This window comes from Paraburkholderia tropica (genome assembly GCF_014171495.1).
GTDB lineage: Bacteria > Pseudomonadota > Gammaproteobacteria > Burkholderiales > Burkholderiaceae > Paraburkholderia > Paraburkholderia tropica.
In genome coordinates this window covers 297,965-320,791 of record NZ_CP049136.1, presented here as the reverse complement: position 1 = coordinate 320,791, position 22,827 = coordinate 297,965, and the positions used below count along the sequence as shown (strand labels likewise).

General features: G+C 60.0%; 23 protein-coding genes, 1 tRNA gene and 1 riboswitch. Of the genes, 16 read left to right on the top strand and 8 right to left on the bottom strand.

All coding sequences use genetic code 11. From position 1 onward, the window contains the following. The first annotated feature begins 20 nt into the window (after positions 1 to 20). From G5S35_RS25000 to G5S35_RS24975, 6 genes are all read left to right on the top strand, one after another. A complete protein-coding gene (locus G5S35_RS25000; RefSeq protein WP_080180739.1) occupies positions 21 to 968 on the top strand; it encodes a D-ribose ABC transporter substrate-binding protein in 948 nt (315 codons plus the stop codon). Between the two features lie 66 nt (positions 969 to 1,034). Beyond that, positions 1,035 to 1,706: a DUF2291 family protein gene (locus G5S35_RS24995; RefSeq protein WP_065059786.1), complete on the top strand. Its 672-nt coding sequence runs from the start codon at positions 1,035 to 1,037 to the stop codon at positions 1,704 to 1,706. After that, positions 1,703 to 3,259 (top strand): sugar ABC transporter ATP-binding protein, encoded by a 1,557-nt coding sequence (locus G5S35_RS24990; protein WP_080180740.1) that lies wholly within the window; start codon positions 1,703 to 1,705, stop codon positions 3,257 to 3,259. The genes G5S35_RS24995 and G5S35_RS24990 overlap by 4 nt, the downstream gene beginning before the upstream one ends. Positions 3,260 to 3,278: 19 nt before the next feature. After that, entirely contained in the window at positions 3,279 to 4,361 is a 1,083-nt protein-coding gene (locus G5S35_RS24985) for an ABC transporter permease (protein ID WP_080180741.1), read from the top strand. A 19-nt stretch (positions 4,362 to 4,380) separates the two neighbouring features. Continuing rightward, complete coding sequence (locus G5S35_RS24980; RefSeq protein ID WP_074985471.1) at positions 4,381 to 5,850, top strand: FGGY family carbohydrate kinase; 1,470 nt, start codon at positions 4,381 to 4,383, stop codon at positions 5,848 to 5,850. A 25-nt stretch (positions 5,851 to 5,875) separates the two neighbouring features. Next, positions 5,876 to 6,670, top strand: coding sequence for a glucose 1-dehydrogenase (locus G5S35_RS24975; RefSeq protein WP_065059783.1), 795 nt, complete (start codon positions 5,876 to 5,878; stop codon positions 6,668 to 6,670). A 61-nt stretch (positions 6,671 to 6,731) separates the two neighbouring features. Here G5S35_RS24975 and G5S35_RS24970 read toward each other — a convergent pair whose 3' ends face one another. Beyond that, a complete protein-coding gene (locus G5S35_RS24970; RefSeq protein ID WP_065059782.1) occupies positions 6,732 to 7,229 on the bottom strand; it encodes a 6,7-dimethyl-8-ribityllumazine synthase in 498 nt (165 codons plus the stop codon). 75 nt (positions 7,230 to 7,304) lie between these two features. Then, a riboswitch (FMN riboswitch) is annotated at positions 7,305 to 7,453 on the bottom strand. Between the two features lie 280 nt (positions 7,454 to 7,733). On the opposite strand from G5S35_RS24970, the gene G5S35_RS24965 reads away from it, so the two are divergent. From G5S35_RS24965 to G5S35_RS24955, 3 genes are all read left to right on the top strand, one after another. Then, a complete protein-coding gene (locus tag G5S35_RS24965; protein WP_074985469.1) occupies positions 7,734 to 8,219 on the top strand; it encodes a hypothetical protein in 486 nt (161 codons plus the stop codon). A 104-nt stretch (positions 8,220 to 8,323) separates the two neighbouring features. After that, complete coding sequence (locus G5S35_RS39560) at positions 8,324 to 8,560, top strand: hypothetical protein (RefSeq protein WP_237181664.1); 237 nt, start codon at positions 8,324 to 8,326, stop codon at positions 8,558 to 8,560. 446 nt (positions 8,561 to 9,006) lie between these two features. After that, positions 9,007 to 9,282 (top strand): hypothetical protein, encoded by a 276-nt coding sequence (locus G5S35_RS24955; protein WP_231957536.1) that lies wholly within the window; start codon positions 9,007 to 9,009, stop codon positions 9,280 to 9,282. 165 nt (positions 9,283 to 9,447) lie between these two features. Here the strand turns inward: G5S35_RS24955 and G5S35_RS24950 are convergent, their stop codons facing one another. Genes G5S35_RS24950 through G5S35_RS24935 form a run of 4 tightly spaced genes read right to left on the bottom strand, consistent with a single transcriptional unit; the run spans position 9,448 to position 13,391 of the window. Then, a complete protein-coding gene (locus G5S35_RS24950) occupies positions 9,448 to 10,143 on the bottom strand; it encodes a TonB family protein (protein ID WP_237181662.1) in 696 nt (231 codons plus the stop codon). Between the two features lie 4 nt (positions 10,144 to 10,147). Beyond that, positions 10,148 to 10,552, bottom strand: a complete 405-nt coding sequence (locus G5S35_RS24945) for an ExbD/TolR family protein (RefSeq protein WP_065059777.1) — start codon at positions 10,550 to 10,552, stop codon at positions 10,148 to 10,150. Then, on the bottom strand, positions 10,549 to 11,211 hold the full coding sequence (locus G5S35_RS24940) for a MotA/TolQ/ExbB proton channel family protein (protein ID WP_183039843.1): 663 nt from the start codon (positions 11,209 to 11,211) through the stop codon (positions 10,549 to 10,551). Before G5S35_RS24940 ends, G5S35_RS24945 begins: the two co-directional genes overlap by 4 nt. A gap of 23 nt (positions 11,212 to 11,234) precedes the next feature. Next, complete coding sequence (locus G5S35_RS24935; protein WP_183039842.1) at positions 11,235 to 13,391, bottom strand: TonB-dependent receptor; 2,157 nt, start codon at positions 13,389 to 13,391, stop codon at positions 11,235 to 11,237. A 389-nt stretch (positions 13,392 to 13,780) separates the two neighbouring features. Here G5S35_RS24935 and G5S35_RS24930 point away from each other — a divergent pair, with 389 nt between their 5' ends. Further along, the gene (locus G5S35_RS24930) at positions 13,781 to 14,080 is read left to right on the top strand and encodes a hypothetical protein (RefSeq protein WP_183039841.1); all 300 of its coding nucleotides are present in this window, start codon (positions 13,781 to 13,783) and stop codon (positions 14,078 to 14,080) included. A gap of 206 nt (positions 14,081 to 14,286) precedes the next feature. After that, a complete protein-coding gene (locus G5S35_RS24925; RefSeq protein WP_065059773.1) occupies positions 14,287 to 15,096 on the top strand; it encodes a transporter substrate-binding domain-containing protein in 810 nt (269 codons plus the stop codon). Between the two features lie 31 nt (positions 15,097 to 15,127). On the opposite strand, the gene G5S35_RS24920 is transcribed toward G5S35_RS24925, so the two are convergent. Together G5S35_RS24920 and G5S35_RS24915 are read right to left on the bottom strand one after the other, a co-directional pair. Continuing rightward, positions 15,128 to 15,445, bottom strand: a complete 318-nt coding sequence (locus tag G5S35_RS24920; RefSeq protein WP_183039840.1) for a DUF4148 domain-containing protein — start codon at positions 15,443 to 15,445, stop codon at positions 15,128 to 15,130. Between the two features lie 163 nt (positions 15,446 to 15,608). Beyond that, positions 15,609 to 16,997, bottom strand: a complete 1,389-nt coding sequence (locus tag G5S35_RS24915) for a uracil-xanthine permease family protein (protein WP_183039839.1) — start codon at positions 16,995 to 16,997, stop codon at positions 15,609 to 15,611. Positions 16,998 to 17,114: 117 nt separating this feature from the next. On the opposite strand from G5S35_RS24915, the gene G5S35_RS24910 reads away from it, so the two are divergent. After that, complete coding sequence (locus G5S35_RS24910) at positions 17,115 to 17,750, top strand: DUF4232 domain-containing protein (RefSeq protein ID WP_183039838.1); 636 nt, start codon at positions 17,115 to 17,117, stop codon at positions 17,748 to 17,750. Positions 17,751 to 17,869: 119 nt separating this feature from the next. Further along, positions 17,870 to 17,954, top strand: a tRNA-Leu gene (locus G5S35_RS24905). Positions 17,955 to 17,978: 24 nt separating this feature from the next. On the opposite strand, the gene G5S35_RS24900 is transcribed toward G5S35_RS24905, so the two are convergent. Then, complete coding sequence (locus G5S35_RS24900) at positions 17,979 to 18,371, bottom strand: hypothetical protein (protein WP_183039837.1); 393 nt, start codon at positions 18,369 to 18,371, stop codon at positions 17,979 to 17,981. 7 nt (positions 18,372 to 18,378) lie between these two features. Between G5S35_RS24900 and G5S35_RS24895 the strand changes: the two genes are divergently transcribed. From G5S35_RS24895 to G5S35_RS24885, 3 genes are all read left to right on the top strand, one after another. Beyond that, positions 18,379 to 18,747: a DUF2946 domain-containing protein gene (locus G5S35_RS24895; RefSeq protein ID WP_183039836.1), complete on the top strand. Its 369-nt coding sequence runs from the start codon at positions 18,379 to 18,381 to the stop codon at positions 18,745 to 18,747. A gap of 144 nt (positions 18,748 to 18,891) precedes the next feature. Continuing rightward, a complete protein-coding gene (locus tag G5S35_RS24890; RefSeq protein ID WP_237181659.1) occupies positions 18,892 to 20,946 on the top strand; it encodes a TonB-dependent copper receptor in 2,055 nt (684 codons plus the stop codon). A gap of 432 nt (positions 20,947 to 21,378) precedes the next feature. Then, complete coding sequence (locus G5S35_RS24885; RefSeq protein WP_183039834.1) at positions 21,379 to 22,629, top strand: MFS transporter; 1,251 nt, start codon at positions 21,379 to 21,381, stop codon at positions 22,627 to 22,629. The last annotated feature ends 198 nt before the right edge of the window (positions 22,630 to 22,827 follow it).

Genomic DNA, 22,827 nt, shown 5'->3' with positions numbered 1-22,827 from the left:
GTTCAATCCGGAGACAAAACATGTGGAAGAAGCTTGCACTCACGGCCGCGGTCGCTGCCACTTGCGTAGCGGCACTGCAACCGGTCGACGCGCTCGCGGCGAGTAAAGGCACGATCGCGATTCTCGTGAACGCGCTCGACAATCCGTATTACGCGGCCGAAGCAAAAGGCGCGGAAAAGGAAGCGAAGAAACTCGGTTACGACACGATCGTGCTTTCGCATGGCGAGGACGTCAACAAGCAAAACGAACTGGTGAATCTCGTCATCGGCAAGGGCGTGAAGGGCATCATTCTCGATAATGCCGATTCGAATGCGAGCGTGGCGACGGTGCGCACGGCGAAAGAAAAACATGTGCCGGTGGTGCTGATCAATCGCGAGATTCCGAAAGACGGTATCGCCATCGCGCAGCTCAGCCATAACAATCTGGAAGCCGGCTCGGAAGTCGCGCAACGCTTTGTCGAAGCGATCGGCGAAAAGGGCGACTATGTGGAGCTGACCTGCAATCTCGCGGATAAAAACTGCGTGACGCGCTCGCAGGCGTTTCATCAGGTGCTCGACCAGTATCCGGATTTGAAGATGGTCGCGCGTCAGGACGTGAAGGGCGCGCTGCTGCCGGCCAAGCAGGCGATGGACTCGATTCTTCAGGAACATCAGAACATCAAGGGCGTGATTGCGGGTAACGGTCCGGCGGCGCTCGGCGCAATTGCTTCGCTCGATTCGGCGAACCGCAAGGACGTGATCGTCATGGGTATCGACGGCAGCAACGACGAACGCGATTCGATCCGCGCGGGCAAGCTGAAAGCCACTGTCATGCTACAGGCGCAAGGTATTGCGCAGCACGGCGTCGATCTGCTCGACAAATACATTCGCACCGGCTCGACGGGCGAACCCGAACGTCAACTCACGCGCGGCATCCTGATCACAAAGGACAACGCCTCGAAAGTGAACGATTTCTACTACACCAAGTAACGGATTGCCGGTGTCAAACGGGCATGGCGTGCGCCGTGCCCGTGGAAGTCTTCAAGTGAGGTCGTCATGGTGGATTCGATTGGCGCAGTGGTTCGACGCACATTCGGCGGCGCTGCGAAAAGCTTGCGGGTTGTGCTGGGCGTGGGCGTCGTTGCCGCCGTGGGCGGCTGTCATGTCGTGACCGATCAGGAGCTGGCGGCGATTCGCGCGCAAGGCCAGCATCACGGTCCCGATCCGGTCAAGATGTTCAACGACCAGATGATTCCGTATGCCGACAAGAACGCTAAGCCCGCGGCGCAGGTGATCGGCGCGCTCAGCCAGAATTTCGACGATGCGTGCAAGCAGTACGGGTTCCGCCAAAGCTCGGCGTTTCCCTGCAATTTCTGGATTCGCGTGGCGGGCAAGGTCACGCGTATCGACACGACTTCGCGCGTGGGCCGCGCTTACGTGGACGTGACGCCCCCGGGCGGCGGCGAAGCGGTTCATGTGGCGCTGGAGACCGGTCCGGTTGTGATCGGCACCGGCGTACGCGACGGTTTTCCCGGCGTGAAATATGGCGACTTCGACGATCAATCGAAGTTCGCGGTGTTCGGCCAGGAAATCAACAAGCTCGTCGTCGCGCATGCGCAGGAATCGCTCAAGCTCAAGGTCGGTCAGACCGTGGATGTGGCCGCGGTTTATAGCAGCTGGAGCGAACCGGCAGGCGAAATTCGGGCGATACCGGTGGCATGGAAATGAGCGAAGCGATCGAAGCGAATGAGGCACGGCTCGCAAACGCCGTGAATGTCATCGAAACGCGCGGCCTGTCGAAAATCTATCCCGGCACGGCTGCGCTCGTAGAGGTCGATTACAAGGTTCGCCGCGGCAAGGTGAACGTGTTGATCGGCGAGAACGGCGCGGGCAAGTCGACGCTGATGAAACTGCTCGCGGGCGCGGAAACGGCCACGTCGGGCGAGATTCGCATCGACGGAAAAGTCGCTGCGATTACCGATGTGCGCAGCGCCGAAGCGCACGGCGTGGGCATTATCTTTCAGGAGCTGAATCTCTTTCCCGACCTGAGCGTTGCCGAGAATATATTTACCGGCAACGAGTTGACGAGCGGCGGCGTGATCCGCTCGAAAGACGAAGTGCATCAGGCGAAGATTCTGCTGGACCGTTTGCAGATTCCGATTAATCCGCGTACGCGTCTGGGCGATCTTTACGTCGGTCAGCAGCAGCTCGTGGAAATCGCCAAAGCGCTCTCCAAGCACATCAAGGTGCTGATCATGGACGAGCCGACTTCCGCGCTCTCGCGCCACGAAGTGGAGATTCTCTTCAAGATCATCGGTCAGCTCAAGGAAGAGGGCGTGACGGTGATTTATATCTCGCATCGCCTCGAAGAAATCATGGCGATCGGCGACTGCATCACGGTGCTGCGCAATGGGCGGCTTGTGGCCGAAGACGAGATCGCGAACATCGATATTCCGTGGATCATCGAAGCGATGGTCGGTTCGTCGAAGAAGCGCTTCGCGTTCGAACAGCACGCGATCGGCGAAGAAATCCTGAAGGTCAACGATCTGGCTTTAAAGCGCTCGAATGGCATTTACGCCGTCGATCATGTGTCGTTCTCGGTGCGTGCCGGTGAGGTTATCGGCATTTACGGACTGATGGGCGCGGGCCGCACCGAACTCCTCGAAACGCTGCTGGGCGCGCAGCCACACGCGCTGGGCGAAATCGAACTGGCGGGCAAGGCGATCGAAGATCTGCCGATTCCGAAGCGTATCGAAGCGGGCATCGCACTCGTGCCCGAGGATCGCCAGAAGCAGGGCATGATTCAACTGATGTCGATTCTCGAGAACATGACCTTGTCGAGTCTCGGCAAGTTCGTCAACCGGCTGAAATTCGGCGCGCTCAAGCGCGAGAAGCAGGTTGAAGCGGCCAAGGACATCGTCAAGCGGCTCGCCATCAAGGCCGCCTCGGTGGACGCGCCGATCACATCGCTCTCCGGCGGCAACATGCAGAAAGTGGTGATCGGCAAGGCGCTGCTGACGTCGCCGAAAGTGCTGCTGATGGACGAACCGACGCGCGGTATCGACGTGGGCGCCAAGGAAGACGTCTACAAGACGATTAGCCTGCTCGCGAAGTCCGGCATCGCGGTCATTTACGCGACCTCCGAACTCGACGAGGCCGTAGCGGTTTCCAATCGGGTCTTCGTGATGGCGAGCGGCAAGCTCACGGCCATCATGGAGCGGTCACAGTTTGACAGCGAACGCATCGTGCGCGCATCGACACCGGCCACGGCAGTGGTCTGAGGCAACCGAGGTAGACACCATGAATACTCCCAATAGCAGCAATCCTTCGCTGCATCCGGTGCATACGAAGCACAACCGGCAGAGCGCCTATATGGTGGCGCGCTTCACGGTCAATCTGCTGAAGCTGCGCATTTTCATCGCGCTGTTCGTGATTTTCATTGTCTTCTCGCTCACGGCGGATAACTTCCTCTCGGCCAGCAACATGCTGATCATGGCCAAGCACGTGACCGTCGTGGCGATTCTGTCGATCGGCATGACGCTCGTGATCCTGACCGGCGGTATCGATCTTTCGGTCGGCTCGATTGTCGGCATCAGCGGCATGGCGGCGGGTTATCTGCTGCTTCAGGGCGTACACATCGGTCATTACGTGGTGTTTTTCAATCCGCTTGGCGTGGCGTTGCTCGCGTGCGTGCTCGGGGCGTTGATTGGCGCCGTGAATGGTTATTTGATTACCGCGCTCAACGTCGCGCCGTTCATCGCGACGCTGGGCATGTTGTATGTGGTGCGCGGCGCCGCGCTGCTGGTGAACAACGGCAGCACGTATGCCGACCTCGAAGGCAATCCGGCGCTCGGTAATACCGGCTTTGAATTCATCGGTAATGGCACGATCATGGGTCTTTCCGTGCCCGTGTGGATCATGCTGTTGCTGGCGGCCGTCACCATCTTCATCGCGCGTAAAACCCCGCTGGGTCGGCGCATTTATGCCATCGGCGGCAATGAACAGGCGGCGCGTTTCTCGGGCATTCGCACCAATCGCGTGAAGCTGTTCGTCTACACGTTCTCCGGTTTTTGCGGGGCAATCGTGGGGCTGGTGATTACGGCGCAGTTGCAGACCGCGCACCCGCTCACGGGCGAAACCTACGAACTGAACGCGATCGCCGCCGTGGTGCTGGGCGGCACGGCGTTGATGGGCGGACGCGGAACGGTGTTCGGCTCGGTGGTGGGCGCGTGCGTGATCAGCATTCTCGGCGACGGCATGGTGATGTGCGGCATCAGCGACTTCTGGCAGATGGTGATCAAGGGACTCGTGATTATCTTCGCCGTCGTGGTGGACCAGTTGCAGCAGCGTCTCCAGTCGCGCATGGTTGCGATGACCGCCTGATCGATACCGGGATAAAAACATGCAATACGTACTGGCCATCGATCAAGGCACCAGTGGCACGAAGGCGCTCGTTTTCGATGCCGAGGGGCAAGTTCATGCGCGCGGCTTCGTCGCGGTTTCGTGCATGCATCCGCAGGCGGGTTTCGTCGAGCAGGACGCCGACGCACTTTACGATTCCGTCCTGCAGGCGGTTGCGTCGTGTCTCGCCGCATTCAAGGGCGAGCAGCTCGATATCGTCGGCGTGGGGATTTCGAATCAGCGCGAAACAGTGGTGTTGTGGGACGAGCAGGGCAGACCGATCGTGCCTGCCGTGTCGTGGCAATGCCAGCGCTCGCTGCCAATCTGCGAGCGCCTCAAGCGCGACGGCCTCGCGCCACGCATCGCCGCGAAAACCGGTTTGCTGATCGACCCGTATTTTTCAGGCACCAAACTCATCTGGCTCAATGAAAACGATGCGCACGCGCGGGCACATATTCAGCGCGGCAGCGCGTATTTCGGCACGGTGGATAGCTGGCTGCTGTATCGGTTGACGAAGGGCGCCGCGTATTGTGCCGACTATACGAATGCGTCGCGCACGATGCTGTTCAATCTCGCGTCGCTCGAATGGGATCGGGAACTGGTCGAGGAATTCGGCTTGCGCGGGTTGCGTTTGCCGGAACTGAAACCGTCGGCCTCGCATTTTGGCGAAACGGATTTCAACGGCTTGCTGGCGCACGCGGTGCCGATCGTGTCGATGATCGGCGATTCGCACGCGGCGGCCGTGGGCGAGGGCTGTTTGATGCCGGGCGTCGCGAAGGCCACGATGGGCACGGGCTCGTCGATCATGATGAACGTGGGGCGCGAACCGCAAGCGCCCGCGCACGGCCTCGTCTCGACCTTGTGCTTCGCCACGGGTTCGCGCGTGGACTATGCGATGGAAGGCATCATCATCAGCGCGGGTTCGACGCCGGCTTTTCTCAAGGAGAAGCTCAATCTATTCGGCGATTTTGCCGAGGCCGAGCGCGCATTCACGGAATACGACAACGGCGGCGTGTTTCTGATTCCGGCGTTTTCCGGCATTGGCTGCCCGCACTGGAAATACCCGGGCGGCGCGCAGATCGTCGGGTTGCAGTTTTCAACGGCCTGGCAGCACGTTGCGCGCGCGGCGTACGAATCGATTGTCTATCAGATCAAGGACGTCATTACGGTGATGGAGCAGTCGGCCAACGTGCGCCTGAGCGAACTGCATCTCGATGGCGGCCTCGTGCAGCGGCCCTTCCTGCTGCAATACCTGGCCGACACCTTGAACCGGCCGGTCAGCACGCTGGCGCTCAGCGAAATATCGGCGGCCGGCGCAGCCGCGTTGGCGCTGCTTGAAACAGGGCTGATTCCGTCGCTCGACGCGCATCGCGCGAACCGCGTGATCGCGCGCCGCGTGGAACCGGGCGCGGGCGTGGAGGCCGCCGCGCGCAATCACGAACAATGGCTGAAGTGGATCGGCCGTCTTTAAACGCAGGGTTTCCGGAGAATACACCGTGAGTAACGAAGCAAAGCGGTTCGCAGGCAAGGTGGTGGTCGTGACGGGCGGAAGCCGCGGTATTGGATTGGGCATCGCGGAACGCTTCGCGCAGGAAGGCGCGAAGGTGTGCGTGTCGGCGAACGAGAAGAGTGTGCATGATGCAGCGGCCGGTTTGCGCGACGCCGGCTACGAAGCGATAGCCGTCGAGGTCGACGTGACGAGCAAGGCGCAAGTCGTGGCGCTCTACGACGAAGTGGCCGCGAAACTCGGTGAAGTCGATATTTCGGTGCAGAACGCGGGCGTGATTACGATCGCGAAGCTACCCGATCTGAGCGAAGCCGAGTGGGACAAGGTGATGGCCGTGAACACCAAAGGCGTGTTTCTGTGCTGCCAGGAAGCGGCCACGCGCATGCTGCGTGCGGGCAAGGGCGGCCGACTGATCAATACGGCATCGGGCCAGGCGCGTCAGGGTTTCGTCTATACGCCGCATTACGCGGCGAGCAAATTCGGCGTGCTCGGCATTACGCAGAGTCTCGCGAAAGAACTCGCGCCCACGGGCATCACGGTCAACGCGTTTTGTCCGGGCATTATCACCACGGATATGTGGGCGTACAACGACGAGGCGTGGGGCAAACTGCTCGGCGATTACAAGCCGGGCGAGCTCATGAAGGAGTGGGTCGACAACATTCCGATGAAACGCGCGGGCAGCGGCAAGGATGTGGCCGGTCTCGTGGCGTTTCTCGCTTCGGACGACGCGTCCTATATCACCGGCCAGACGATCAACGTGGACGGCGGCATGTTCATGTCGTAAAGCACAGCGCGGGCGTGAACAGGCGACGCCGTGCGAGGCACGGGCGTCGCCACGGCGCGTGTTAGCGCACCGGCAGGGCGGCGAGCTTGCTGACCGTATCGGCGCAAGCGTGCGCGGCTTCCGCGCCCTTGACGACGAAATGCTCGCGGAAATACTTCACGTGTTCTTCGCCGTGGAAATGATGCGGCGTGAGCACGACCGAAAACACCGGCGTGCCGGTTTCCAACTGGACTTGCATCAGGCCGTCGATGACGGCCGTCGCGACGAAATCGTGGCGATAGATGCCGCCATCGACCACGAGGCCCGCCGCCACGATGCCGGCATAGCGGCCCGTTTGCGCGAGGCGTTTGGCGTGCAGCGGAATTTCGAAGGCGCCCGGCACTTCGTACAGATCGACGTCGTCGGCGCTGTAGCCGTACTTCTGGATCGATTGCACGAAGGAATGCTTGGCCTGATCGACGATGTCGCGATGCCAGCAAGCCTGAATGAAAGCGAGACGCGGACGTTGGTCGGCGGATGCAGCGACAGCCTGGGATTCGATGGTGCTAGTGGTGTTCATGGACTTCAGCCTGTTTTGTGTGAACAGGGCGTAGAACGGCTGCGCCTTTCACGAAACGCGAAAAGACGGAGGCCATTCTGTTCTCTTTCATCCGGACTATGACCGTCGGCCCCGGAATCCAACCGGGTCTGCTGACCTCTGCAATCGCAGAGCGCTCGCGGGCTACGTCGTGTTTAACGCCGATTACCGCCGGTGGGGAATTGCACCCCGCCCCGAGAACGTGTTCGTTAGCGTGTTGATTAACGAACGGGTTGTACGGTAGCACGAAACACGGTTTTGTGCACAGCCGCAATCAGCCTGAGTTTCTACTCTAAATCTGGCACTCAATTCGTTGCGTCGTCATGTTGGCGTTTGTGGCGCTCGAACGTATCGGAATCGAATAAGGATCGAATAAGGAGCGCATGTCATGAAGCGCAAGCGGGTATCGGGCAACTGGAAAATGAAGGGGTTGGCGACGGCGAAGTGGACGATGGAAAAGACTCGCACGGCCGCCGAGGCGTCGTCATGACCGCCTTGAATCGCCGCCGGGTACCGCCGCGCGGGTCGAAGCAGTGGCTGCTGCCGATGCCGCACGAGTCGGTCCGCAGCCTGTCGTTGAATGCGCATCTCGCGCTGGAAGCGTGCCGCGAGGGACGCGACAATCAACGTGACAAGCAACGCGGCAATCAAGCGATGCTCAACGAACTCACGCGCCTCACGTATCTCTCGTATTTTCTGTGGCAGACCGGCCTGGGACACGCAAACGATGATACTTATGCCGGCGCGGAAGATGCATTGAATGCCGCCGTCGAGCGTGCGCAGCTCAGCGGAGAGTGGATGATCGGTTCTTGCGAGGTCGCTGCGATTGAGGCTTTGCTCAAGGTGTACGACCAACAATTGGCTTCAGTGACGGCGCGTGACTATTGCGGCGCCATTCAGCGTTTGAACAAACTGCTCGAAACGCCGCGAACGGTTTCTCCGGTGATCCGGCATGCTTCGCACGCGGTGTGACGCGTTTGATCTCAGCGTGAAGCGGCTGGGAAACGTTTGCGCGCGCAGCAATGCGGTCTCGTCAACGCGCTTGGAATAAGGGGCTAACTTGTCGCGAACACTCGATGCTCACCGCACTGCCTCTCAGCAACGAATCGGCTAGCAACCGCGAAAGCGTGTTGCGCGTGTTTGTCGAAGCCGCTTCTTACACGGCGCTCGTTGAAGGCCGTCCGCCTTCGGAAGACGATGTCGACGACTTCTTCTTCGGCAAGCCAGTGAGCAAAGAATTCGCCGATAAAGCGGTATTCGGTTTCTACGCCTGGCGAAACATGATCGGCTGCGCGGACGTCAGGTTTCGCTGAGATTCGGCGCGCGAGCAATGCGAAATTCACCGGCGAACTAATCGTCATGCAACGCGCGATTCCTTGTTCACCTCGCGCAGAAACCGGGGAAATGACCGACACCCGTCGGCATCGCGATCTTAAACGCAGGCTTAAATCCGCCTCGGCAAATCGAAACCGACAAAGACGATCGGCGTCGTAATAACCGACATACGGCCGGTCGATAACACGATTCGCTTGACGAGATTGCTGCGCTTGCTCACCATGCGTTTCCGTATCGACTTTCGCGTCGCCGTGCGGCGTGAGCGAACCGATGGGATGGAAACGTTTACGCGTGCGGAGGCATTGCACATCTTGCGCCATGGATGTGTGTCTTCCGGAAAGCGAGTTGCATCCCGGAGATCGCCACATATTCACTGGAACCGTTCAAGCCGCTTCCTGCGTTCTGCATACGGTCTCGATACGGTGTGGAAGTCAGATACATACGATCTCGCGATATCGAAGTAAAAAAACTTAGGAAAGCTTTGATGCGTTTTTTGAGGAAAGGCTTGGCAGTCGATGCCGAGCGCTGGTTCGGTCCAGGCGGGCATACGCGCGTCGAGGCGCGTGAGGATGGCTGGGCGATCGCTACGCCCGATGGCTGGTGGCCAGTCGAACCCGGCGACTGGATTCTCACGGACGAAACCGGCAATGCGCGGGCATTGAGCGATTCGCAGTTCACAGCGCTTTATGCGGCCGCTTGAGTGCGTGCAATTTAGCGCTTGCTTCGTGCACTGAACCTGGCGATTCTTCGAGGCGCTGCCACGGCATAGCTATCGATTGCGGGTTGGCCGCGCGGCGCGCGCGAGGTGGCCTTTTGATTCTGCATGGTATTGAGATCGACTGACGTTTCGCCCATTGCGCAAACGTTAGCCGATATTGAAATGCACGCGTATGTCCTGCTCGGATTCGATCGCGCGGCCGTCTTTCAATGCGGGCGAGAATCGCCAGCTTTTCAAGGTTTCCATTAGCAATTGATTCAATCGCGGATGAGCCGTTGGCTTAATCAGCGCGACGTCGACCGAGCCATCGACGTGAATCGTGAAGCGTGCCAGCGCGATAGCGCGATAGGCGTAGGCGCGCAGATCGTCGGGAATCTCGGGCAGCGGTTGCACGAGCGGATGCGCGGCGACATCGCCAGAAGGGCTGGAGGCGATGGCGGATGTGGCATGAGTTGATGGTGTCGTTTCGTCCGTTGCGGGAGAGGCCGACGGCGTAGTTGCACCGTCTGGCTGGGTTGGCGCAGCGGCGACCCGCGGCGCAACAGGCTCCCAGCGTGCGGGCGGCGTACGCGGCGTAACGGGGTGCCTCGCTACGTGCGCGGGAGGGTTCGGCGCGACAGGGCGTATCGCGTGCGTCACGGGCGTGGAAGGTGAGGGCGCAGGCGGCGGTGGCGCGATTTCCACGAGGCGCGCATCGAGCGTTGGCGGCGGCGCAGCGCCTTGTGCGCCTGGTTTGAAATTGTCCATCAGGCAATCGATCGACAGCGCACACAACACGGCGGCGAGCACGCAGCACACCAGCGTTCGCGGGCCTTGTGCATCGAGCAGCGTGACGAGGCGCACAGAGTTATTCGTGCTCACGTCGAACCGCAATGAGAAAGTGAGCGGCGCCGCCTTCGCGTGCCCGCAACATGGCCTGCACCACGAGTCCATTCGGCGCGCCGGCATCCGCAGCGATTACCACGTTGCCATCGGCGCCGAGCAGACGTTTGACTGACGCAGAAATGTTCTGCAACTGCACGGTTCGGCGATTCAGCGCGATCAGTCCGTTACGGTCGATACTCAGCGTGAGCGGTTGCTGCGAGGCAAGTGGCTGTGCATTACCCTGAGGCAATTCGAGTTTCACCGCATCGAGCCGTTGCATCGTCAGCGACGCCAGCATGAAGGTGGCAAGCAGAAAAAACATCACATCGATCATGGGGATGATTTCGATGCGGCCGCGTTTCGATGCGCGGGAGCGGCGCAATTTCATAGCGTATTCGCCTCGCTTTCATTCGCGACTTTATTGGCGACCTCGTTGGCAAGACGCATGTCGCTGAGCCACGCATTCGCCTGCATTTCGAGCTCATCCACGAGCCGGTCGATGCGCCGCGAAAAATAGTTGAACGCGAACAGCGAGACGAGCGCGATGACGATGCCGATGGCGGTGGCCACCAGCGCCTGCGCAACGTCGCCGGTCACGCCGCCCGGGTTGACGAGGCCCGTATGCCCGATCAGCCTGAACGCCTGCATCATGCCGACGAGCGTGCCGAGCAGGCCTAGCAGCGGCGCGGCCGTGACGATCGTTTCGAGCAGCCAGAGTCCGCGTGACATGTCGCGCTGGACTTCGAGTGCGAGGCCTTCGGCGCGAGCTTCGATCCACCAAGCGGGTTTCGTGGCGTTGCGCAGTAACGGTTCTAGCAGTCTGCGCAGCGCGTGACGCGCGGGCAGATGACGCAACGTCTCGTCGCGCAACGCGGTGGGGGAGGTCTCGTCTTGCATGACGGCGCGTCCGGGCATGGACGCGAAGCGCCAGAATACCCAGGCGCGATCGAGAATAATGACGAGCGCGATCGCGGCTAGCAGCGTGAGCGGATAAACCACCCAGCCGCCCACACGCACCGCTTCCATGATGCCTTGCCAGTTTTGCATGAGTGTGTACGCGAAGATATGCGTCAGAAGTATTTCGTGAGACCGGCGTAGAACGCGCGATACGGGCCGTATTGCGGCGCGAATACGCCGATGCCGGAACCGTCGCGCAATTCATAGGTTCGACCGAATGCGTTTTCCACCACGAAGCGTCCATCCACCTTGCCGATCATCGGCAAATTGAAGTGCTGAATCACGGCCAGATTGAACTGTGCATAGAGCGGCAGCTTGCCGGTATTGGCGAAGCCGTTGCGCAGGCCGCTGCCCACGGTGCCATCCATCGTGAACGTAGTGCGGTGCCAGTTGTATGCACCGCCGAACGAGGCGGTTATGCGCTGGTCGTGATCGAGAAAGACCCAGTGATTACTGATGAACGCGAGTTCATCCGCGCCGAAATTGAATTGCGCGGAATCCACGTTTTTGCCTTGCGCACGGCTGAACGCCAGATTCAGATAGGCAGAAACGTTGTCGTGCTTGTAATTGGCCGTGAATTCCACGCCATATACGCGCCCGTATTGGTAATTGAACGGCGTATAAATGAGCGCGGTGCCGAACTGGCCGAGATCGAGCAGGTTGTGCGCTTTCTTGTAGTAAGCATCGAGCCCGAGCGTAAGATCCGAGCCCAGTTGTTGCGTGACGCCAAGATCGAAATAATCGTCGCGCTCGGGCTGCACGGGGTCGTTTTGCATGACCTCGCTCTGATTTGTCGTGCCGCTATAGCGGCTGATGGTTGAATTCGACACCAGTTCGAATGACGGTGGCGTGAAATAGCGCGCGTAACCGGCGTGAAACGAAGTCGTGGGCGTGAGCTTGAAAATCGCGCCGATACGCGGACTCAACTGGCTTGCCTGCACGTATTCGTCCATGCCGTCGTAACGCAATCCATAGTTGAGCGTCAGGCGATCGGTGATCTTCCATTCGTCCTGCACATAGGCGCTATATAGATAGCCAGTCTTGCTGCTGGAGTCGGAGAGCGTGTAGGGCACGTCCGAAGTTTGATTGCCGTCGGCGTCGGCCGGAAACACCGAGACGTTGTCCCAGAAGTTCGCATGCTCCTGCTGGAACAACACGCCCGCGCGCAACGTGTGATGTTCGTTGATCCGGTAGGTGGTATCCGCTTGCAGACCGTTGGCGGTATCGCTGTGAAAGTCCTGTGAGGCTACGCCGTTGAAGATCAGATCGCCAACCGGATCCGGGTTGAACTGCGTGCGCGTGTAGCGCGTGAACAGTGCGACCTGATAGTCGAGCGCGCCGCCATTGGTGCCTTGCAGCGCCACCACCGCAAAGTTATTCAATTCCGACTGCGTTTCATTCAGATTCGCGGAATTGAATGTCGGCGTACCGGCCAGAATGAAATTCGGCGTGAGACCCGGCGTATTCGGAATTTCAAACTGATTGGCCGCGGTGCCGAACATCACACTCACGCGCGTGAGCGGATTGATGATGTACGACATATAGCCGAACGCGTTACCTTGGCGCGTATGGTCGTGAATCGGATTCGGCGACGCAGTGGGCGCTTCGATGCCCAGATTGTTTTCTCCCAGCGAACCGCTAAAGAAATAACTGAAATCGCCCTTGCTGCCGTATACGTCGGCGCTCGTCTGCAAGGTCTGGTGACTGCCGCCGTAGACGTCGACCGACCCGCCATTGCCGAAATCGCCCGACTTCGTGCGGATATCGACAATGCCAGCGGTGCGATAGCCGTATTCGGCGGGCAGCGCGCCCGTGAGCAGATTGACCTGATCGATGATGCGCGTATCGAGCGACTGGCCAAAACCGCTAATGGGCTCCGGAATCATGATGCCGTTGATACGGTATTGCAGATCGGCGTGATCGCCGCGCACGTGCAATTGCCCATAGGAGTCGTTCGCGACGCCGGGCGCTTGCAAAAGCACCTGATTCAGCGGTGTATTAGCACCTTGCGGCATCGACTGAATATCGCTTTGGGTAATGCGATAAATGCTGCTGCCCGTTTCCGGAAGCAGACCGTTGCGCGCTTCGTCGAGGCGTTTTGCATTGACTTCCACGTCGAGCGTGTTTGAGTTCGCCGGGCTGGCTGTGGCGGCGTTGTTCGTTGTGCCGTCGGTCGCGGTGTCGGTCTCTGCGCTACGGGCCGGATTGGCCGCGACGATGGCGAACGCGACGAGTGCCGCGCGAGCAAGGAGTGTGCGGTGGTGGTTCATGGTGCCGTTGGGCGTAGGTTATTTTTGGCTGGCAGCGTTGTGCGACGACATGGAACTCGCGTCGGAGATCAAGAAAATTTTGTGGAATGATATAACGTAACATTCAAGAAATTCCAGAAAATTCTACGGAAATAAAAACGTCAGCAAACGAATTTAATTTGTAATATTTGAGTTGGATGTTTTGAAAGATAACGGCTCGATTTCTGGCGCCTTTTTTCTTTCAGATGTAATTCATGCAGTTGATGGGCTCCCGGGCGACGTGCAGTTGATGGTGGTTCGGCTGGTGCGCGGGCGGGCATGGTGTATGCACGCTTTCAAACATCAGCTGCGCATGGAGGCGTCGAAGCGACCGGCATGCAGGCGCAGCCGATGCAAGGAGGAAGTGAATCATGAACGCCCAATCCACACGCCCGCATTACCAGGTGAACATTTGCCGCGGCGATTTTCGTCACGTCTGCGAATGCTTTGCCACCTGGAAAAGCGAACCGCTTGTTTATCGCCTGAATCAGAAAATGTTCGAAGGGCGCAGCGAGGTTCGTCCCTTGTCCGGCCAGTGCTACGACGACACGGAAAAAGCCCGCAAGGCGCTCCAGCGCGCGTGCCGCCCAGAAGACGCCTATGCGCTGGCCGCCGAAGTCTGTAATGACGACCGCGCCATGTGGATCGTGATGGCCGCATACGGCGAATGACGGCGAAGGACGCGTGATTTACACGCGCTTACCTGACGATTAGCGCTTCGCCTGATATCGCCAGCGTGCATTCTTGTTCATAGTATGCTTGCGCGAAACGGTGCCGCATCGTCCCTGCGTGCGTCGACGTAATCGCGTGGCCGTTGTGAATCATTGCGCCGTGCGTTTTTCAATTAGCGAATCATCCGCTCAGGAGGAGACGTCGAATGAATCTTGCGAAGCTGCTGTTCACTGGGGTGCTTGCCGCCTCGGCATGGGGTGCAATTCCGTTTGCCGCGCATGCGGAAGATCTGCTCGACAGCGTGAAGCAGTCTGGCGTGCTCAAGGTCGGTCTGGAGGGCACATATCCCCCGTTCGATTCGCGCAACAGCGCGGGACAGCTCGAAGGTTTCGACGTTGACGTGGCGAAAGCCGTGGCGGCGAAGCTCGGCGTCAAACCCGAGTTCGTTCCCACGGAATGGAGCGGCATTATCGCCGCGCTGCAGGCGGGTAAATTCGACGTGATCGTCAATCAGGTGACCATCACGCCGCAACGTCAGCAGGCCGTGGATTTTAGTCAGCCTTATACGTATTCGGCGGCGCAATTGATTCAGCGCGCCGACGATAAACGCGAATTCAAAGCGCTCGACGAATTCAAGGGCGACAAGAAACTCGGCGTGACGCTCGGCACGAATTACGATCAGATGGCGCGTGCGGTGCCCGGTATCAACGTGCAGACTTATCCGGGCGCGCCGGAGAAATTGCGCGATCTTGCGGCTAAACGAATCGATGCCACCATCGACGACCGGCTTATGCTGCCCTACATGATCAAGACTTCGCATTTGCCGCTACGCCCCGGTGCGGTCCTCCAGGGCGCAAACCAGGAAATGGGCATTCCGTTCCGTAAGAACAATCCCAAGTTCGAGAAGGCGATCAATGACGCGCTGACGCAATTGAAGCAGGACGGCACGCTCAAGAAAATCTCGATGCACTGGTTCGGCAGCGACGTGACCGTGCCGATCGCGCAGTCGCAGTAAAAGCCCAAGCGCGCGCCGCCCTGACCGTGGACTAACCGCCCGTATAGAGATTGCAGAAACTCACCGGCCCGACGCAGACGGTCTGCGGCGAGCCGGTTTCGCTCGTGCCTTGCATCGGCGCGCCCATGCCGCTGGCGTGCGCGGGCTGGCTGTGCTCGACCTGTTGAGCGAAGACGGGGCTGACGTCGGGATACGATGCATCGGTGACGAAGCGTGAGCCGTTGGCCTGCGCTTCAATCAGTTGTTCGCGAACCTGTTCGCGCGTGAGACCTTGGGCTGAGGCGGCGATCGATGCGCCCATAGCGGCACATACGGACAGCGAAAGGACGAGTGTGCGGGGGAATTTCATTTCGAACTCCTCAGGACGGGGAAGAATTCGGCGGGAAGAGAATGTCCGGCCGGTGCGAAAGAGACTGCACCGGTTATACCGTCATGGGACGCACGCTATTCCCGTGCATTTGTAACGATGCGCAGGATGGCGACGCAAGCGGGTGCGCCGCCATTCGCAACGTTTATTTTCGTTCAGGCAGGAACCAGTTCATCACGAGCGCGCAAATACCACCCGTCGCGACGCCCGATTCCAGCACGTTCTTGAGCGCATGCGGCAGGCTAGTGAGAATCTCCGGCACCTGCGAAACGCCAAGGCCCAGCGCCAGCGAAACGGCGATGATCAGCAGCGCGCGGCGATCGAGCGTAATGCCCGAGAGAATGTTGATACCGGACGCGGCCACCGCGCCGAACATCACCATCGCCGCGCCGCCAAGCACCGGCTCCGGCACGGCTTGCAGCACGCCCGCGACCGGCGGGAACAAACCGAGCAGCACGAGCATGCCTGCGATCCAGAGGCCGACGTGGCGGCTCGCAATGCCCGTGAGTTGAATCACGCCGTTGTTCTGCGCGAACACCGAACTCGGGAACGTATTGAACACGCCGGCCAGCAGCGAATTGAAACCATTGACAAGCACGCCGCCTTTAATGCGCTGCATCCACAGCGGACCTTCGACAGGCTGCTTCGAAATCTTGCTGGTCGCCGTGACGTCGCCGATCGCTTCGAGCGAAGTAACGAGGTAAATGATCAGCATCGGCACAAATAGCGACCACGAGAAACCGATGCCGAAATGCAGCGGGGTCGGAATCTGAAACACGGCGGCTTCCCGCGCGCCGGTAAAGTCGAGGCGACCGAGCGCGCCTGCCACGAGATAGCCAATGGCGAGTGCGATCACAAGCGCCGTGCTGCGAACCCACACCACGGGCACGCGATTGAGCAGAATGATCGTGCCCAGCACGGTGCATGAAAGCGCGAGATTCTGCGGACTTGCGAAATTGCCCTTCGCAATGGCGCTATAGCCGCCGCCCATGCTGATGAGACCGACCTTGATCAGCGTGAGACCGATGAGCAGCACCACGATGCCCGTAACGAGCGGCGTGATCAGGCGCTTGACGAAGGGCAGGATGCGCGAGACGCTCATTTCCACGAACGAGCCTGCAATGACGACGCCGAAAATAGCCGACATCACCGTTTCGACCGGCGTGCCTTGCTTGACCATCAGACTGCCGCCCGCGATCAGCGGACCGACGAAATTGAAGCTGGTTCCCTGAACGATGAGCAGGCCCGCGCCCAGCGGGCCGAAACGCTTGCACTGCAGGAAGGTGGCGATGCCCGAGATTACGAGCGACATCGAAACGATCAGCGTGGTGTCTCGGCTCGAAACGTTGAGCGCCTGGCAGATCAGTAGACCGGGCGTGACGATCGGCACGAGAATGGCCAGCAGATGCTGTAGCGCGGCGATGAAAGCAATGGTCGGGGCGGGGCGGTCGTCGGGGCCGTAGACGAGGTCGTGCGTCGGGTCGGCGTCGTCGCTGCTCTGGGTGGCGCGTGGGGCGGGGGAAGCGGGTTGCATCGGCGAGGCGGTGAAGGCGGGTGGAAAGGAAAAGGCGGGATTTTACCGGGTTGGTGGGGATCATGGCCGACGTCGGCGGTTTGCCGGCTTTCGCGCACTCAGGAAGCTGGAACCACGTTGGAACTTTTCGGGCGGTTGGCCCCCTTATTTACTGGGGTCAATTCCACAGAGGCGCACAGTAAAACGATGACAATCCGCATTCAATTACGCGCGGCCACGGCATGCGGCTTCGCATTGCTGCTCGCGAGCGGCGTTGCCGATGCAGCCGATGCAGCGCAAACCGTTCAGACAACGCAGTCAACCGGCAATCGAGCCGCTGTGCTTTGCCGGGCAGATCAGCTCGCCTTGCGTCTGGACGACGGTGGCGGTGATTTCAATGGCATGTCGCACAGCGGCACGTATATCGTGCTGCGCAATCGCGGCAACGTAGCGTGCGTGTTGCCCGGACGCGTTCCGGTTTCGTTTCTCGATGCACACAGGCGCGTGCTGCGCGCATCGGTGCAACCGATGCCCGGCATGCATCCCGGGCCCGTGGTGCGCCCCGTCACGGTGGCGGCGAAGGGCGAGGTGAGAGGGAGTTTGCGCTGGGTGTCCGGCGAAGTGTTCGACAACACCCAGTGTATCGATCCCGCTTATGTGCGGCTGCGTGTGGGGCAAGGCGCATTGACGGCGCGTTTTAGAGGCCATCTGTGCGGGACGGCGGACGACGGTCCGCGTTATCAGGTCGTGCCGTTCAAGTCCTGGCCGGAATGATCGAGCTCGTTGTACGCGCCTGAAACAGAGCGTTTGCGAAGTCCTCAATCGGGTCGTGAAAAATTGATGAAAAAAGACTTCGCAAATCGAAAGTTTGTCGATACAATGGCGACCCTCTTGCTCAGGTGGCGAAATTGGTAGACGCACTATCTTGAGGGGGTAGCGCCGCGAGGCATGCGGGTTCGAGTCCCGCCCTGAGCACCAGAGAGTATCCTTTTCTCGAGGATACTAATGATCGAAGAAGGTAAAAGACCCACGGGTCTTTTGCACTTCTTGTTCGATCAGCCAGCATTTACGCCGTTGTTTTCGGCGCAAACAATGCTTCGGCTTTTCCATTTCCGCTCTGTTGGTTTCAAAATCCGCACAGGCCTTATTGCGTTTTCCGCGCTTGCTGCTTTTCGCGCGTGAAGGCCAGTACCAATGCGGACAACACGTCGCAGCGCCGACCATCACATTGCGCGCCACCGTGACGCATATCAATTCCAGCAGAGCCTTCGGTTTCCTTTCGCGCTCTATGACAACAAAATGGCCGCGCCCGTCGCGCGAAACTCCGCACGCATTTCGTTGATTGATCGCGCTTAAGGCTCCGACCTGAATCCGCCCGCACCACGAAGCCTGCATTCGCCCGATGTTCCGCCGATCGAACCGCCTTACCGCCTGGCTTGGGATCCTTGCGATCCTGCTGGCCGTATTCGCGCCGCTCGTCACGCAACTGATCGAACGCGGGCAGGTGCCTGCCGATGTGCTTTGCAGCGCCGCCGCTCACGATGGCGCGAACGGCGCGAGCACGCAAACCGGAAAATCTTTAGCCGCGCATCTCGACGCGTGCGGCTATTGCAGTCTGCTCGCGCACTCGCCTGCATTAAACACCGCTTCTCACGAGATCATTCGCTTCATTCCCGGCGCGCGTTTATCCGTGTCCGCGATGGTTCATGTCGATCTCCCACGTGTGCGCTATCTGCGCCGCCCACTGCGCGCGCCGCCATTCGACGCCTGATCGCGTTTCATCGCTTTCCTGCTGCCAGTCATTGCCTCACCGTGCGATTGCTCTGCATCGCGCGGGTGGCCCTATTGGTTTGTCGAATGGGTGGGTCGAATGTTCATTTCAAAAGCTTCTTCCGCGATTCACATCGCGGCACGTATGGCGTTTATTTTCGGATCGGTGTGGTGCCGGTCGTTTGATGCACAAGCTGCTTCTCAGGACGATGTATCGAGCGGCGGCGTCCCTGAGGCGGAATTCGTGCTTCCCCGCGTCGAAGTCGTCGCGCGTCCGCTCAAGAATTCCTTTATCTCCGAGACCGATCCAAAGACGCCGCGTCAGCCGTTGCCCGCGAGTGACGGCGCCGACTATCTGAAAACCGTGCCGGGTTTCACGGCTATTCGCAGTGGCGGTACTAACGGCGATCCCGTTTTGCGCGGCATGTTCGGCTCGCGTCTGAATCTGCTTGCGAACGGCGCGCCGACACAAGGCGCGTGCCCGGCGCGCATGGACTCGCCATCGTCGTACGTCGCGCCGGAGAGCTACGACAAGGTCACGGTCATCAAAGGGCCGCAAACGGTGTTGTACGGTCCTGGCGCATCGGCGGGCACGGTGTTGTTCGAGCGCGAAGCGCCGCGTTTCGACACAGCCGGCGCGCACGTGGATGCAAGCGTAATGGGCGGCACGAACGGCCGCAACGACGAGAATCTCGAGCTCACGGCAGGCAATCCCGATGTCTACGCACGCGTGAACGCGAACAAATCGCACGCGCAGGATTATCGTGACGGCAACGGTCAATCGGTGCCTTCCGCCTGGGATAAATGGAACACTGATATTGCGCTCGGCGTGACGCCCGATGCGGATACACGCATCGAACTCGATGCGGGGACGGGAAACGGTCACGCGCGTTACGCCGGCCGCGGCATGGATGGCGTGCGTTTCAAGCGTGACAGCGTTGCGTTGCGATTCGAGAAACAGCATCTCGGTAGCGTGATCCGGAAGATCGAAGCGCAGGTTTACTACAACGCTTTCGAACATCGTATGGATAACTATACGTTGCGCGCGACGCCGTCCGGCAGCATGGCGATGGCCTCGGATGTGCGTCGTCGAACGGCGGGCGGCCGCGTAGCGGCGACGCTCGATACTGGCGACAATCTGCAATGGATCGTGGGTTTCGACGCGCAGACGAACTGGCTGGATTCGCGTTCTGCGATGGGGCTGCAAAGTCCGTCGGCTTTGTCGTGGACGCCTTCTGCGCAAATGACGAATTACGGACTGTTTTCCGAGGTCACGTGGGACGCGAGCGAAACGCAGCGCGTAGTGGCGGGCCTTCGTCTCGATCGCGCGGCCGCCACCGACGAGCGCGCGACCGTTAGCGCTTCCATGATGTCGATGGCGCAGCGCAATCCCACCGCGAATGCCACCCGCACGCGCACGTTGCCCGGCGGATTTATTCGCTACGAACAAACCGCACGCACGATGCCGCTGACGTGGTACGCCGGCATCGGTCATACCGAACGCTTTCCCGATTACTGGGAATTGTTTTCGCCCACACGCGGCCCCGCGAATTCCGCCAACGCATTCGCGGGTATCGAGCCGGAAAAAACGACGCAATTCGATGTCGGCGCGCATTATCGTAACGACGCGATCGATGCATGGATTTCGGCTTATGCGGGCTATGTCGAAGATTTCATTCTGTTCAACTACGGCACGGGGACGCAATCGAATGTCTCGCAGGCCAGCAACGTGAATGCGCAAATCATGGGCGGCGAATTGGGCGGGACATGGCGCGCGGGCGCGGGATGGAAACTGGGCATGTCGGCGGCCTATGCGTGGGGACGCAACGCCAACAGCGGCGAACCGCTGCCGCAAATTCCGCCGCTCGACGTGCGTCTGAATGCCGACTATACGTGGCGCGCGTGGTCGGTCGGCGCGCTCTGGCGTATCGTTGCGCCGCAACGGCGTTATACGCTGCACGAAGGCAATGTAGTCGGGCAGGACTTCGGGCCGAGCGCGGGTTTCGGCGTGGTGTCGCTGCATGCGCAATACGATCTGGATAAGCGCACGCAATTCTCGATCGGTGTCGACAACCTGTTTAACAAGGCCTATAGCGAGCATCTGAATCTCGCGGGCAACGCGGGATTCGGCTATTCCGGCGGCGTCGCCATCATGGAGCCGGGACGCACGATCTGGGGCCGATTGCGCTTCAGAATGTGAAGCGCAGAAGGCGCGAATGATGTCGTGTGCGCATGCGCGCTAAAACGTGAAACCCACAACGTCGAGACTTTTTTCTGCGGGCGTGGGCGACCGTTGGTAAAATACGCACACGCCGCATCCGGCTGAAGCATCCCTTCTGATCCGCTACGCCAGCGTCACTATTTTTTCGCCGTTTCTTTTTTACCGATGACTGCGATTCGCGCCTGATGTTTGCGTCCATTTGACGCAGATTTCGGGCGCTGCATGCGTTTGGAATTCGTTTCAAGACCCTACTGACGTATTCGGTTTTTTAAAACACTCAAACAATTTTCTTTCTGCGATGTTAAGTTAGAAAGAACCCCGCAGCGAATGCGGTTATCCGTATTTTCTCCGCTATTTAGCGCGGATTGACCGAACAATCGCTTTTATTATTCGCCTTTCTAAAACAGTTCCATGCACATCAACGAACAACCCGTCGATGCGGCGTCGCTACGCCCCGGCGCCGAAACGACATTGCGTCAATGGCTCGCGGTTTTTGCCGTCGCCATTAGCGCATTCGCTTTCGTCACGTCCGAATTTCTTCCGGTTGGGCTCCTGCCCCAGATTGCGCGCGATCTCGGCGTGACGCCGGGCACGGCGGGTCTGATGGTGACGACGCCCGGCGTACTGGCCGCGATTTTCGCGCCCGGCATGCTGATTCTCGCGGGCCGTATGGATCGGCGACGCGTGTTTCTGCTGCTCACCGCCATGCTGCTCGCGTCCAATATCGTATCGGCCATGTCGACGAATTTTGCCGTCATGCTGATCGGCCGCGCGATGCTCGGCGCAGCGCTCGGCGGTTTCTGGACGCTCGCGACGGCCGCGGCCGGACGTCTCGTGCAAGTCAGCGACGCCGCGCGCGCCACCGCCATCATTCTCACGGGTGTGACCTGTGCCACGGTGATCGGTGTGCCGCTTGGCACCTTTATCGCAGGCCTGGCGTCGTGGCGCGCGTCGTTCCTCACGACGGGCGGGCTTGTCGCGGTCGCATTGATTGCGCAGGCGCTGCTTGTGCCGTCACTGCCGTCCGCCACCGCGCTGCGTATCGCGAATTTCGTCGAATTGATGCGCCGTCCGCACACGCGTCTGAGCATGCTGATGGTCGCACTGGTTTTCGGCGCGCATTTTTCGACGTATACGTTTATTGCGCCGTTGCTGCAGCAGGATTTTTCGCTGGGCGCGATTACGCTGCTGTTGCTCGCATTCGGCGTGATTGGCTTTTTTTCGAATGCGCTACTGTCGATGGTGGTGGCGAATCGTTTGAAAACATCGGTTGCGGCCATGACGGCGCTGCTGCTGTGCGCGCTTTCGTCGATGCTCTTGCTCGATCACGTGCGCATCGGCGAAATCGCGGCGATGCTGATGTGGGGCGTCGCGTTCGGCGCGCTGCCGCTGTGCTTCAGCGTGTGGATTCAGCGCGGCACGGCCGATCGGCCCGAAGCCGGTTCGGCGATGTTCGTCAGCGTGATTCAGGTCGCGATCGCGCTCGGTTCGTCGGTGGGCGGCACGATCGTCGATCATGCGGGCGTGCGCGCCGACTTCGTGCTCGGCTGCGGGCTGGCCGTGCTGGGGCTCATCACGTTGCAGCGCCTCGCGGCGATGGAGCGTCCGCGTCCGGCGCCTGCCTCGTCGCTCGACTGTAATTGCGGCGCGTCGCTCGACTGATTTTCCTGTGTGCTGGCGGGCCGGGTTCTTGCCCGAACGTCAGCGCCAGCCAACTACAAAAGATAAAAAGACTCGACCGCGCGCTCCTCGCCGCGCTCGTGTCCTGGCTGCGCTCCCCATCGCTACTCCGCCGTCGCGCGCGCTTGCCATGCGCGCGCGTCTGGCGCATCGTGCATCCTTCGTTCAACGCATTGTGAT